Genomic DNA, 13,613 nt, shown 5'->3' on the forward strand with positions numbered 1-13,613 from the left:
AAATTGGAGCTGGAAACGTGACTTGAACACGCGACCTGCGCATTACGAATGCGCTGCTCTACCAACTGAGCTATTCCAGCAGTTCCAATATCTAGTAAATAAAATTAAATCAAAACAGCTCCAGAAGAAAAGTACTTTTTTATTATACCACATTTTCGTCGTTTGTCAAGAGGTTTCAAAAAAATTATCAAAAAAATCAAAAATCCAATTGAAATCTGAAAACGGATGTGTTATAATAAAAGAAATCTGTTTCAGACCCCCGTTAAATCAGAGCCAAGTGCTATGGAATCTGAATCCCTGCGAAAAAGAAACATTATCTTTTTCATTCTCCTGTATTTTTTCGGCGAAAAAATCAAAAAAAGAATTGAAATTGCTGAAAAGATATGTTATAATAGATTTAAAACCACCACTTCGTGAAAAAGGAAGGTAGCATCATGAAAAAGAAATCCAAATCGATTCTCGCAATTGTCCTTGCGATACTTCTCCTGCTGGTCGTTGCAGTGACACTGACCACAAACATTCTGTTCTCCCGCAGCGACACACCGAAAATCTTCGGGCACTACATTTATTTAATGGAAAGCAATGTTATGGAAGCTAGTTCCGGAGCAGCTGTTGCAACAGGTGTCACCTCTTTGGATGACAACGCAGCCGGACTTCAGGAAGCAGCAACAGACCCCAGCCAAACAGTAGACAGTGAAAGTGCTGCCGCTTCCATCCATCAGTATACAGCAGTAATTGCTTCGGTTTATGATGAATCTGATCCCGTTGCAAAAAACAATGCCGTTCTCTGCGTTCTGGCACCGGACGACACCTCTACAGATGTGGATTCCGAACGTATTGCTGTACGTCGGATCTATAATGTTCAGCAGGACGAGTCTGGCGTGCTGAAATATTACCCCACTACCATGCAGACAAGCGCTGTAGGTACAGAACCGCCTATTACCGTAAATAACATTCTGGGTAAGTGTACCTATGAAAGCGGCGAATTGTACTCCTACATTAAATTTGCAACAGGTGTTCCTGGCATTCTTACACTGCTGGTACTCCCCAGCGTGATCCTGGTGATCATGCTCATCGTTGCCATTGCACGTGCTAACGGCAGACACGATGACGAATTTGCTTTTGAAGAAAGTTATGACGAGGTTTACAGCGAGGATTCTTATGATTCCGACTCCGCATATGACGATGAGGAATTGGGCGGACGTTCGCCCTTGTTCCGCCCGTCAGATGCTGCACCGAACCGTTCTTTTGAGCAAAAACGTTCTTCTATCGCAGAAAACTTCGAGCGCAAGGCAGTAAACCCCAATTCTCCGTATCAAAAGGCACGTACCATGCAGTTCAAGGCACAGCATGATATTCCGATCTATACCAATCCGGAAGATCAGATTCCGCTGGGCGGAAATGCACAGGATAATGGCTATCAGGGCTCTCATGCAGGTGCATCTTCCAACACTGCCACCTTCGGCACACGCAGCAATACAAGCACATTCGGCACCGGTGCTGTTTCTCACACAGCAAATACACCCATTTCCGAAGAGCCGGTTTCTACTTATCGCGGCAGCCACGAGGCAAGTTCGCCGGAAGAGGCACGGAACCTGGGTTCCAGCCGCCTGTCCTCCGGCAGCAGTGTACGCAGTACACGTCCGGCAGCACCGGCACAACCTTCTGCACCAAAGAAAAACAAGTATGAAACCGCTTCTGTAGACGAGCTTCTGGCTATGCTCGAAGACGAAAAGAAAAAGCTGGATAAGTAAAAATTTCATCTTTCATACGGAAACCCCGACGAAGATCACATATCTTCGTCGGGGTCTTTGTTTTGTACCTATCTCCTACTGGGAGACATTACGCCAATTCATCCTCCAATAAGATCATTTCCTCCATCGTCTCCTCCATGGAAACACGTAATTCTTCCATGCGCTCACACTTTTCCTGCATCAACTGATAATCACTGCCAACAGCTTCGTCTGCTATTTCAATAGTCAGCTGATCCAGTTCCGTCTGCATCTTGTCCAGACGTTGTTCCAGTACACGCAGATCCGCACGCAGCTTTGCCTGTTGGGCACGCTGCTTTTTAGAACGATAAGCCGGTTTTTCCTGCTTTGGCATCTCTCCGACAGACTGTGGATTCTCCTGCGGTTCCGGAACAGCCGATGCCTTTTGCTGCGCATCCAGCCATGCGGAAAAACCACCGGTGTAGGTATTGGCGCCGTCCGCCTTCAGTTCCAGGATATGATCTGCTACCTTATCCAGCAAATAACGGTCATGGGATACAAAAAGCAGCGTGCCCGGGAACTCCTGCATTGCCTCCTCAATCACCTCTTTCATGGCAATATCCAGATGGTTGGTAGGCTCGTCCAGGATCAGCACATTGCCGTGCTCCAACATCATTACCGCAAAACAAACCTTAGCACGCTCGCCGCCGCTGAGAACCCCCACAGGTTTGAACACATTATCGCCCGTAAGACGCACTTGCCCCAAAAGTTTCCGAACCTCCAGATCTGTCCATGCCGGAATACGGTCGTGTATCTCCTGCATAACCGATTTCGTCGGGTGTAGATTGGTACTTTCCTGTTCGAAGTAAGAAATTTTGATATTGCTTGTCCAGCGTACCTTTCCTTCGTGGGGCAGCATATTCTGAAGAATTTTCAGCAGCGTAGATTTTCCGATGCCATTGTCGCCGATAATGCCCCACTTTTCGCCCCGACGCACCTCAAAGGATAACTGGGGCAGCAGGATCTTCCGCTCTGCACCGCTGCCCACGGAAATATCAATATCCTGCACTTTCAGTACTTCCACTGGCGGGTCAATTTCATAAGTAAAGCGAACCCTCGCCTGTTTCTGTGCCGAAACAGGCTTTCCAATACGTTCCATTTTTTCCAGCTGCTTCACTCGGCTCTGGGCACTTTTGGCAGTGGACGCACGGGTGAGATTCCGTGCCACGTAGTCCTCCAGCTTTGCAATTTCCTTTTGCTGCATCTCATATTCTTTCCACTGACGGGCCACAGCAGCCTCTTTCAGCTGGGTAAATGCCGTATAATTGCCCTTATATCGAGTCAGCACGCCGCGTTCGATCTCGCAGATGCTGGTACACAGACGATCCAGAAAATAGCGATCATGGGAGACCAGCAGCAGTGCACCTTTATAATCTTTCAGATAATCCTCCAGCCACATGACCGTTTTGAAATCCAGGTGGTTGGTAGGTTCGTCCAGGATCAGCAGGTTCGGTTCTTCTAACAGAAGTCTGGCAATGGCAAGACGAGTTTTTTCGCCGCCGCTGAATCCGGAAATGACACGGGAATATGTCTCCTGAGAAAAACCCATACCGTTCAGCACGGTACGGATCTTCACGTCGATCTGATAACCGTCATTGGATTCGAACCAGGTTTGGAGACGATGGTATTCCTCCGCTACAGAAAGATCTCCGGACTGCATTTCTTCTTCCAGCTGGTGCATTCGCTCCTGGGTATCCAAAAGAGGACGAAAGACGCTGCGCATCTCGTCCCAGACGGTGCTGTCACGATCCAGACCGCCCATTTGTTCCAGATAACCCACACTAGTTTTACCGGAGAGAGCCACCTCGCCGTCGCCTTCCACCAGATGGTCAGGCAGTTCGTTTCCGGTGAGAATACGTAACAGTGTGGATTTACCACAGCCGTTCACACCGATGAGACCAATACGGTCGTGATCCTCCACCGTCATAGACACGTGAGAGAGAACTTGATTTCCATTGTAAAATTTATTGATATCTGTCAGACGCAGAAGCATTTATTCCATTCCCTTCGTATGTTTTTAGACAATACAATTTTATTGTAGCATATCTGCAAGGAAAATACAACTCTTTTTTTCTAAAAAACATGCAAGGTAATACCGGGTAATACCAGAGTAATACTAATCTTCAATCAACCTATTGAAAGGACACGAGAATATGATATAAAAATCGCTGTCAGGAATAATCCCGACAGCGATGATAGACGATATGTGATTTTGTACTAGACTTGTTTTTGAAATCGCTGCGCACCGCACAAGAATTATAATAATTTCGCAGAACCTGACTCCGATATTGCTGCGGAGAAATGTTACGCCAATTTTACAACCAGCGTCGCACAAAAGCACTCGTCACGAATATGTGCATAGACCTCACCGCCCATGAGCGACATCAGCCTTTTACAGATGAAGAGCCCCAGACCATTGCCCTGCACCTTGTCGGCATTGTTACCCCGATGAAAGCTCTCAAATATCTGCGGCAGCTCTTTTGTTTCCAGCGTGCAGCCTGTATTTGATACCGTGATAAGCGCACAGCCGTCCATTTTATCAAAGCTTAGCTCGATGCGTTTTCCGTCACCGTATTTCATCGCATTTTCAATCAGGTTTTGCAGACATTCAGCCAATCGGTCAGGGTCGCAGGAAAGAATGCAGTCATCGTATTTTTGTATGATAAATTCCGTCCCTGACATAGCGAGCTGGGGCGTGTATCTTGCACTGATTCTTGTAACGATACGGCTAAGAAATTCCTCGCCCATAACAACTGTAAAGCTCATGAAGTCCTCGCTTGCCGCCTTGGTTATCTCGCTCACAAAGCCTTCAATTTCATCGGCACGAGCGTTGATACTCTCGGCAGCACTGCGGCGTTTTTCCTCATCTTTGTATAAGCCTTTTGAGAGTGCCTTTGCATTCAGCTTTATCGCAGACAAAGGCGTTTTGATGTCATGGGAAAGGGAGAGCAGCAAGAGCTTTTTGTCCCTCTGCATGGTGATTTCTTTCTTACGGCTGTCCTCAATGCTCTCACGCAGAAGATTGATGCCCCATGTAAATCTGCCTAAAAATCTGCTCTTTTCTTCGGGGATCGGCACGGCAAGATTGCCCCTTGCAAGCTCCTGTGGAACATCATTCAGTCTACCGAAAGGTGTGATGATATACCTGTAAATATATAGAAGCAAGCCGACCATCATCAAAAGAATAGCACACAGAACGCAGTTGATTATAAGTATTCCGTGCTGCTTATCGTCTATGGTGTATTCCATACGGTAGAGCGTATCGTTTACTTCGATGATAAGATAATGTTCGTCAGAGGAATATAGCTCACCGTCATCAGCCGTGAACACTCCCGTGATATGCGGATATTTTTCAATGTTATAGCTGCCCGTTTCTGTTATTTCATCGGCAAGGCGTTTTGCTTCAACACGGTAAATGCCATCAATCATCTTTTCCCGCCTTATCAGAGCAAAATTCAGCACTGCTGTCAGCAAAAGAAAAATCATTACCACTGCGATACATAGTCTTCTGAACGCTCTCATATGAACTTATACCCCACACCCCAGACTGTCAGCAAACGCCTTGCATTCTTCGGATCGTCGCCCAGCTTCTGTCGCAGACGGTTGATATGCACATGGAGTGTTTGCAGTTCTGATTCGCTGTCGCTGCCCCAGACTGTGCTGAACAGATACTCTTTTTTCAGAGCCTTGCCCTGATTTTCTATGAGCAATGTAAGCAGATCAAATTCCTTTGTCGGCAAGTCAACAGGCACACCGTCGATCACTGCTGTCCGGTCAGCGAGATTTAATGTCACACCGTCTGCGGACAATATCTCACGCTGATACCGCCGCTTAAAAATGCCTTTTATCTTAGCGATAAGAATATCGATATCATAAGGCTTATCAATATAATCATCCGCACCGAGGTCAAATCCGCTGAGTTTATCCTCCTTGTCCGTCCTTGCACTGACGATAAGTATTGGCGTATCGGCTTTTTCACGGAGCTTTGAGCATACCGCAAAGCCGTTCACATCGGGGAGATTGATGTCAAGCACCACAAGCCTTGCGCCATATCGTTCAAAGAGCTGTACGGCACGTTCTCCGCTGTCCACGCTCGACACAGTGTAGCCTTCCTCACGCAGAAAGTCAGTCAGCAAGTCTGCCAGTTCCTTATCGTCTTCCACTATCAGAATATCGGTCATAAGATCACCACCTACAAGTATTGTACCATATCAGCGGCGATATTGCAAGGATCACCAGCCCTGTTCCATAAGCCAGTTATTCAGTTCTCTTTCACGGTCACGAAGTTCCTTGTCACCGCCGTCAAAGTGTTCCATTTCCTTTTCGCCCACGATACCGCCGTCCACGATATACAGCACCCTGCTGCACTTGGCGGCTACCTTTGGGTCGTGTGTCACGCACATGATCGTAGTACCGTCACGGTTGAGAGAGAGCAGCTCGTTCATCACCTCATCGGAGCTTGCACGGTTGAGAGCGCCTGTCGGCTCATCAGCAAAAATCATCCTGGGATTGTTTATCATACTGCGGCAGATACAAGCCCTCTGAAGCTGTCCGCCCGACACCTCGTTAATATCATTGCCACACACATCGTCAATGCCAAGTCTGCGCATGAGTGCTCTGCCACGCTCCTCGGTTTGCCTGCGGCTCGACCTATTCCTTTTCGACTTTACCGCAGGAAGAATGATATTATCAAGCACCGAAAGATTTTTCATCATGTACATCTGCTGAAAAATAAAGCCCATTTCATCGAGTCTGAGCCGTGCAAGCTCCTTGTCACTGAGCTTTGCGTTCTCCCTGCCGTTAAAAATAACTTCTCCTGCCGTTACTCTGTCCATTCCCGAAACACAGTAGAGCAGCGTACTCTTACCAGAGCCTGACGGTCCCATGACCGCTACCATTTCGCCTTCGCTGATCGTCAGATCGACGTTTTTTAACACATTGTTCTGGTGCTTGTTCACGATGTATGTCTTGCAAAGTCCTTTTGTCTGTAAAACCGTATTCATTGTAAAATCCTCCTTATTCGATAGAAGCCGTATCGCTTGCCTTGATCGTTTTAGTGTAAAGTGCTGTCAGTGCTGTACTAAGCACGGTCACCACAAATATGATAGCAGGATATACCCCGAAAATCTCCAAAGCATTTATCTGATAGTCAATATTTCCGATTGCACCCATCATTCCGAAAATCGGGTTCATTATCAGCTTCGTGAGCGGCAGAAATAATGCTGATGATACAACTATCGCCGTTAATACCGTTATTCCGAAGCGAAGTGTGTGATGAAGTATCACTGAACCGCTGTTGAAGCCTACTGCCTTCATAAGTGCTGTTTCTGTCTTTTCTTTTGAGATAAAGCTTCGTTCCATAAGCACCGCCAACAAAATGATTATTATCAGGGACAATGCAAGTACAAGGTTCTTTACTGATGCTATCGTATCTCCTACGCCCATACAATCATTGACGAACCCTTTCGTATCCATTACATTTTCGTTATCAAAAGTATCCTTCATAGCTTCGATACGTTCAGATATTACTGTGCTGTCGGGGTTGTCGTCAAAATCTACCTGATACGCAAATGCAGCTATCATAAGATTATCCGGAATGCTGACGTTTTCATGAAATCTTGCACACTCGCCTAAATTGTTGAAGCACTGGAAGTATGCCGTTATGATAAACTCTCTTTCCTCTCCGCCGATATTCACGCTGATATGATCTCCGATACTGACACTCAGCTTATCGGCGATTTGCTTTGTGACCGCTACCTCATCTTCATATATTGGAGCTGTACCCTCGGTATAATCATAGTCGGTCGTTTTTGTATCGCTGCATTTAATAAAGTCGAAATTAAAGCGATTGCCATTTGCCGTAACAGGCAGTTTATACCAACTCTCCAGATAAACTGTTCCCGGCATATCGTTTTCCGCAAGTATATCCTCGATCTCCTCTTCTGTTTCACGAATCGTCTTGACCCCTGCCATAACATCCATAGCCCTTGCGGAATCTGACATATAAACATCACTTTCGGTGACTGACAGCAGATAAAGAAGCTTATCGCTGTCAAGAGTGTTTGCGGTCACAGCCAGTATCATGACCAGCGAGGTACATATCGCAAATATCGCCGTAAGTATGCCGTACTGTTTGAGTTCGCTGAGCACATCGTTCAGTGCTAAAAAGCCCACGCTGCCGAGCCTGCTTTTCCCAAGACTGAGTAGGCTGCGCTTTCTGAAGCGCTCGCCCGTCTGACCACTTCGCACTGCATCGATAGGCGAGAGTTTGCTGATCTTTCTTGTGCTGCCCCAGCTGAACAGCAGTATTATCAGTACGACTGCGGCACAGCAAAGAATACCGATCAGCACGCCGCTGTCATTCCCAAGCACCATATTTTCGCTTACGCTTTTAAGCAACATTTTGCCGAAAGGCACGCTGCCGAAATAGCCTATGAGCGAACCTGTCAGAGCAATTCCCAGATATTTCACAAGATAGAGCGATCTTATCGAATTGTTTTGCAGACCGATCGCTTTCATAACGCCGATCTCACGAAATTCCTCCGAAATAGTGAATCTGATGGTGAATCTCAGCACAACGAACGATACAACGATAAGTCCTACACTAATGGCAAGAATTATCATCGCAACAAGCATATTCATCACATAGGTCATCTTTATCATATTTCTATCGCCCGAGAACATGATACCGTTCAGATCTGAAAGCTCAGATTCAAGTGCTGATGTATTGTCTGTATCTACATAAAAAACGTGACCCATGCTATAGCTGTTTATCATCTCATCATCACAGAGCGTATTGAAGTCGTTACTGTTCATGAGCATTCTCGGGTTTCCCATCATCTCCGAGCCAAGAAGTGCGTCCTTTGCAAAGCCTGCAACTTCAAGCTCAAGTTCGGTATCCCCAAGGCTGAACGTGAATACATCTCCAACCTCAACGCCCTCTCTGCGGGGCACTCCGCCTGTCAGCCAGACCTTTCCCTTTTCAATCTCGGTTATCACGATGTTGTTTTCATCAAAAAAATTTAGTTTCGTATCTCCAATATCGCATATCATTGAAATATTGGAAAAATCCATTAGCTTGCCCTGATCTATCTCATAGCATTCAGAAGCAGCAAAGATCGTTTTTTCTGCACGGTATTCCTTGACATAACTGCTTTGGGAGAGCAGCTCATCTGCCTCGCTCCTGACCTCACTGTCACGGGAGATAATGAAGTAATCTGCCATTCCCGCCTTTTCAAAATAATAGTCAAGACCGCCCATGACTGCAATGATGTTATTGACGCTTGCCGCTGCAAACATTGAGCATAAAATGACAAACAGCAGCAGAATGATGTTCATGGTCTTTTTGCGTTTCAGGTCTTTTTTCAATATCCTCCAGAACATAGTGTATACCTCTTTTCTTGCGTTTTATTTTCTCCATGCTCTGATTATAGCATAGAAATTCTTAACAAGTCTTTAACTTTTGGGAATTTCAAAAAACTTGAACCGTCCTCGTATTGAGAATCAGAATGGCTTGCTTGGAACAATCCAGGCAAGCTTTATCTATTTATATTCAAACTCAAAGCTCGCCCTGTTACTAATAAAATCAAACAAAACTTTTCCTTTATAAGAAAACTGATAGTACGCCTTGCAGGAGGCGCTTTCATGGATAGTTCGATTCATCAAGCCATGACTTGGCGCAGCAAGTGGCTGGGAATTTTTCTGGAGCAGTCTTGCCGTCAGCTGATAATCACCTTGTTTTACAGTAATGGAATCCTTACCCATATGCTTTACTTTCGCCCCCAGATAAGTGGCAATGCGATGCTCTTTTCCATTTATCAGAATAACACCGATAATTCCTGTAAAGTGAAATCCGGACATTGGAATATCTGCAACGGACAGCATCAAGGAGCCATTTTGGAAGAAGCACTGTGTCCAAATATACTTTGCTGGAAAAGATATTCCGCAGTCGCCCTCAATGTATCCAATTCCGTTTTTGAAAACAAAATGCTGTCCATTGACAGTAATTTGTCCGTCAATTCGATGCCGCATACTGTAAACGCTGTGCCTGCACTGCATGAATGGAACGAATTTAAAAGGTCCCATAATGTCATACTGAATTGGCGAAAGATCATGAAAATGCAGCGTTCCGTTTGCAGAGAGATGATTATTTTTAATCTGTAATCTGATGCCCTTTTCAGAGAAAATATTTTCATCGATTTTTATCACCAATGGATTCACCCGATATTGTAAAAATTGAAATGGGATATTGAAAGCTGCATCATCCGTAATAACCTGCAATGATGCAGTTTTTTCATGATTACTTTGGTGAAATGCCGGGATAAATGCAATGGTTTTGTTTTCATTACTGCATTTCAAATACCAACCTTTGAAATAGTCTTTTTTCATATTCATTTCCTCCAAAATAAGTATACTTTTAGTATGGTCTGATAAAAAAAGGATATACTAACAAAAACGTATTTCATCGGAGGAGATTTCAATGAGCAATCGATTAAAAAGTGCAGCAAGTCCATATTTATTACAGCATGCAGAGAATCCAGTCAACTGGTATCCGTGGTGTGAGGAAGCATTTGACAAGGCGAAATTAGAGGATAAGCCGATTTTTCTGAGCATCGGCTACAGTACCTGTCACTGGTGTCATGTTATGGCACATGAGAGCTTTGAGGATAAAAAAACGGCAGAAATTCTGAATCAATATTTTGTTTCTATTAAGGTTGACCGTGAAGAGCGTCCCGATATTGACAGCGTGTATATGTCGGTGTGTCAGGCATTCACAGGCAGTGGCGGTTGGCCTATGAGCATTTTCATGACATGGGATAAAAAGCCATTTTTTGCAGGCACATATTTTCCGCCGAAGTCGCATTATGGAATGCCCGGATTTCCTGATTTGCTTACTGCAATTGCGAACCAGTGGAACAATAACCGCAGAGAACTTTTGCAGTCTGCCGAACAAATCATTGCACACCTGAAAAGTGCAGAATCAGGTAATAAAAATATAAACGATGAAAAATTGATTGAGCAGGCAATGAAAATATTTTCAGACAGTTTTGATAAGATGAATGGCGGATTTGGTTCAGCACCCAAATTTCCAACACCGCATAATCTGCTGTTTCTGATGTTGTATGCAAAGCAGAAGCAGGATTCTGACGCTTTGAAAATGGCAGAGAAAACGCTTCTGCAAATGCGGAAAGGCGGCATTTTCGATCATATCGGCTATGGATTTTCGAGGTACTCCACGGACAAATATTTTCTTGCACCGCATTTTGAAAAAATGCTCTATGACAATGCACTTCTGATAATTGCTTATTCAGCAGCTTATTATCTTACAAACAACAAGATCTACCTTGATACGGCAGAAAAAACGATGGAATATATTCTTCGTGAAATGACCTCTGCTGACGGGGGATTTTACAGTGCGCAGGATGCCGACAGTGAATGTGTGGAGGGGAAATATTATACCTTTACACTGGATGAAATCGTTAATGTGTTGGGAGAAGAAAAAGGCAAGCGATTTGCAGAATCTTTCGATATTACAGCAAACGGTAATTTTGAGGGAGTGAACATTCCGAATTTGCTGAAAAGCAATGATCTGACACTAGATTTCGGTGATGAATTGAAGAAACTGTATGACTATCGGAAAAATCGTACAAAACTGCATCTTGACGATAAAATTCTTCTTTCGTGGAACTCCATGATGATTGCAGCATTGTCTATGCTTTACAGAGTTTCACGCAATGAAAAATATTTGAACACTGCTGTCAATGTACAAAAGTTTATTGAAGAAAATATGTGTGACAATGTACAGCTTTTCACAAGCTGGAGAAATGGAACACATTCAGATATTGTTTTTCTGGACGATTACGCATTCTATGTCACTGCACTTATCGAGCTGTACAATTCTACTTTGAACAGCAATTATCTTGAAAAGGCAGAGTTATTCTGTGACGAAACGGTAAATCGTTTTTTCGACCATGAAAACGGTGGATTTTATCTTTCAGAATCACATCATACAGAATTATTTCTGAATCCGAAAGAAATTTATGACGGAGCAATTCCAAGCGGAAATTCTGTCATGGCATACAACTTTGTTCGTCTGTTTCAGTTGACGGAAAATGAAAAGTACAGGAAACTTACTGAAAAACAGTTTGGATTTTTATCTGCACAGGCGCAGGATTATCCGGCCGGGCATAGTGTGTTTCTGCTGGCAAAAATGATGTACGAAAATCCACCAGAGCATATTTCTGTTGCTTTGAAGAATGCTTCGGATTCAGAAGAAATAAAGAGAAATACTCCATTCCTTGCAAATATATCGGTGACACAGAACAGCAAAGAATATCCACTTTTGAATGATGAAACGACATATTATGTGTGTAAAAATCATTCTTGTCTGCCACCTGAAAATGAGTGTGTTTTTACAAAAACTGATTTATAAAGAAAAAGCTACAGTGATGAAAAATCATTGTAGTTTTTTATTTTACCCCACAAAAAAGAAACAGCCACAGTGACTTTCCTTTTCACTGTGGCTGCTGTTGTCATTCGTTTACAAACTCAATATTAACATCACCGTTATTGCCGGACACCTTTAGTGTTTTTTCGCCGTCATCTTTATTGTCCGGCAAATTGCTTTCACCTTTTTTTATTTCGGATTGAATAGAAAAATCATCGTAACTTCCTACAACCGTACCGGAAATATCTCCATTTTTAACGTTCAGGGTCAGATTTTCTCCTACCTCTAAGTTTCCAAAAGCAATATTTCCTCCATTGGAAGAAATATTTATACTTCCGGTTACAGCTAATGCAGATAGTGTGATATCTTCATTTGTTGTGAACAGTGCAAGATCTTCTAAAAGTGCATTCGGTATCTGCAACGATATTTTCCGATCTTCAGCAGAGGGTTTTACCCCAATGTAATCCGTCCACTCTTTATCACTTGCACTGACCATAGTCAGCACATTTTCATCAGAAACAGAAATATCGTAATACTCTTTGCTGTTTTCATAATATTGAATATGGACTTGTTCGTCCTCAGACAATGACACTTCAATTTATGGATTTACCATTACAGGAGATAAAAAAGGTTTTGGAATATGATGATCTCGAAAAAATTGTGGATTTTTTAGTACAGGCAGAAAAAAAGGCAGATGAAAAAATTGCAGCATTGCAATACAGCAAATCAAAAATTCAATTGGCAAAGGCAGACTATGAAAGAAAATTGCAGGGGCAGCAAAAGTTCAATGGTACCTTTCTCAAGGATTGTCCGGAACGTGTTATTTTGCTGTCAGATACTTTAGAAGTACCGACGCTTGATAACCTTTGGAATTATCTCAGCCACTTCTATGATAAAGTTACTCCTGCCCTAAAAGAGCAGTTCTTCTTTGAGGATTTAGCCGGTATCTATACCGAAAATGGAGTATCAAAGCTTTTTGCCGTCTGCATTCGTTATGTGGAGATAAATGGATTAAAGACATTGCCAAAAGGAAAATATTTATGCGCTAACTGCACTGAAGAAAACCGGGAACAAGTATTAAGCAAGTTAATGTGTATGGCTCGAACAAAATATGGTGTTGAACCAACATTTACAGTACAGTTAATCGTCGTATCAGGCATCTTGCACTGGAATTATGAAGTACAAGTCTATATTGAAAGCTAAAACATCAAAAGCAGGAGTATTGTTACTTCGCCCCCACTATTTTATATTGTCTCTTAGCGGATATTTGAAATTAAGAAAGAAATGGAACAACGATACATACCATCCCCTGCCCCAAAAGAATATCGGTGCATTTATCCCTTAGAGCCTGTTCAGCATCTTTTCGCACGCATCTTGCTTGCATCTTTTCTGGG

10 protein-coding genes and 1 tRNA gene are annotated in these 13,613 nt (G+C 43.6%); 3 read left to right on the forward strand and 8 right to left on the reverse strand.

Annotated features, from left to right (window positions below):
- Positions 1-4: 4 nt before the first annotated feature.
- Positions 5-80, reverse strand: a tRNA-Thr gene (locus QZ375_RS10415).
- A 354-nt stretch (positions 81-434) separates the two neighbouring features.
- Here QZ375_RS10415 and QZ375_RS10420 point away from each other — a divergent pair.
- Entirely contained in the window at positions 435-1,754 is a 1,320-nt protein-coding gene (locus QZ375_RS10420) for a hypothetical protein (RefSeq protein WP_295218756.1), read from the forward strand.
- 88 nt (positions 1,755-1,842) lie between these two features.
- Here QZ375_RS10420 and abc-f read toward each other — a convergent pair whose 3' ends face one another.
- The 6 genes from abc-f to QZ375_RS10450 form a co-directional block, all read right to left on the reverse strand.
- On the reverse strand, positions 1,843-3,765 hold the full coding sequence (gene abc-f / locus QZ375_RS10425; protein WP_295218758.1) for a ribosomal protection-like ABC-F family protein: 1,923 nt from the start codon (positions 3,763-3,765) through the stop codon (positions 1,843-1,845).
- 311 nt (positions 3,766-4,076) lie between these two features.
- A complete protein-coding gene (locus QZ375_RS10430) occupies positions 4,077-5,201 on the reverse strand; it encodes a HAMP domain-containing sensor histidine kinase (protein ID WP_295218761.1) in 1,125 nt (374 codons plus the stop codon).
- An 89-nt stretch (positions 5,202-5,290) separates the two neighbouring features.
- Complete coding sequence (locus QZ375_RS10435; protein WP_295218763.1) at positions 5,291-5,953, reverse strand: response regulator transcription factor; 663 nt, start codon at positions 5,951-5,953, stop codon at positions 5,291-5,293.
- A 51-nt stretch (positions 5,954-6,004) separates the two neighbouring features.
- Positions 6,005-6,775, reverse strand: a complete 771-nt coding sequence (locus tag QZ375_RS10440; protein ID WP_295218766.1) for an ABC transporter ATP-binding protein — start codon at positions 6,773-6,775, stop codon at positions 6,005-6,007.
- Between the two features lie 13 nt (positions 6,776-6,788).
- Positions 6,789-9,155 carry an FtsX-like permease family protein gene (locus tag QZ375_RS10445; protein WP_295218768.1) on the reverse strand — a complete coding sequence of 789 codons (2,367 nt, stop codon included), beginning with the start codon at positions 9,153-9,155 and terminating at the stop codon, positions 6,789-6,791.
- A 159-nt stretch (positions 9,156-9,314) separates the two neighbouring features.
- On the reverse strand, positions 9,315-10,160 hold the full coding sequence (locus QZ375_RS10450) for a tocopherol cyclase family protein (RefSeq protein WP_295218771.1): 846 nt from the start codon (positions 10,158-10,160) through the stop codon (positions 9,315-9,317).
- A gap of 91 nt (positions 10,161-10,251) precedes the next feature.
- On the opposite strand from QZ375_RS10450, the gene QZ375_RS10455 reads away from it, so the two are divergent.
- The gene (locus QZ375_RS10455) at positions 10,252-12,204 is read left to right on the forward strand and encodes a thioredoxin domain-containing protein (RefSeq protein WP_295218773.1); all 1,953 of its coding nucleotides are present in this window, start codon (positions 10,252-10,254) and stop codon (positions 12,202-12,204) included.
- A 100-nt stretch (positions 12,205-12,304) separates the two neighbouring features.
- Here the strand turns inward: QZ375_RS10455 and QZ375_RS10460 are convergent, their stop codons facing one another.
- The gene (locus tag QZ375_RS10460) at positions 12,305-12,805 is read right to left on the reverse strand and encodes a DUF4097 family beta strand repeat-containing protein (protein ID WP_295218775.1); all 501 of its coding nucleotides are present in this window, start codon (positions 12,803-12,805) and stop codon (positions 12,305-12,307) included.
- Positions 12,806-12,819: 14 nt separating this feature from the next.
- Between QZ375_RS10460 and QZ375_RS10465 the strand changes: the two genes are divergently transcribed.
- Positions 12,820-13,422, forward strand: a complete 603-nt coding sequence (locus tag QZ375_RS10465) for a hypothetical protein (protein ID WP_295218777.1) — start codon at positions 12,820-12,822, stop codon at positions 13,420-13,422.
- Positions 13,423-13,613: the final 191 nt, after the last annotated feature.

Source organism: Ruminococcus sp. (genome assembly GCF_019417665.1).
Lineage (GTDB): Bacteria > Bacillota > Clostridia > Oscillospirales > Ruminococcaceae > Ruminococcus_C.

Excerpts from the sequence above, each read along its gene's own strand:
- QZ375_RS10420 (WP_295218756.1), top strand. The coding sequence starts at position 435 with ATGAAAAAGAAATCCAAATCGATTCTCGCAATTGTCCTTGCGATACTT.
- abc-f (WP_295218758.1), bottom strand. The coding sequence starts at position 3,765 with ATGCTTCTGCGTCTGACAGATATCAATAAATTTTACAATGGAAATCAA.
- QZ375_RS10430 (WP_295218761.1), bottom strand. The coding sequence starts at position 5,201 with ATGATTGATGGCATTTACCGTGTTGAAGCAAAACGCCTTGCCGATGAA.
- QZ375_RS10435 (WP_295218763.1), bottom strand. The coding sequence starts at position 5,953 with ATGACCGATATTCTGATAGTGGAAGACGATAAGGAACTGGCAGACTTG.
- QZ375_RS10440 (WP_295218766.1), bottom strand. The coding sequence starts at position 6,775 with ATGAATACGGTTTTACAGACAAAAGGACTTTGCAAGACATACATCGTG.
- QZ375_RS10445 (WP_295218768.1), bottom strand. The coding sequence starts at position 9,155 with ATGTTCTGGAGGATATTGAAAAAAGACCTGAAACGCAAAAAGACCATG.
- QZ375_RS10450 (WP_295218771.1), bottom strand. The coding sequence starts at position 10,160 with ATGAAAAAAGACTATTTCAAAGGTTGGTATTTGAAATGCAGTAATGAA.
- QZ375_RS10455 (WP_295218773.1), top strand. The coding sequence starts at position 10,252 with ATGAGCAATCGATTAAAAAGTGCAGCAAGTCCATATTTATTACAGCAT.
- QZ375_RS10465 (WP_295218777.1), top strand. The coding sequence starts at position 12,820 with ATGGATTTACCATTACAGGAGATAAAAAAGGTTTTGGAATATGATGAT.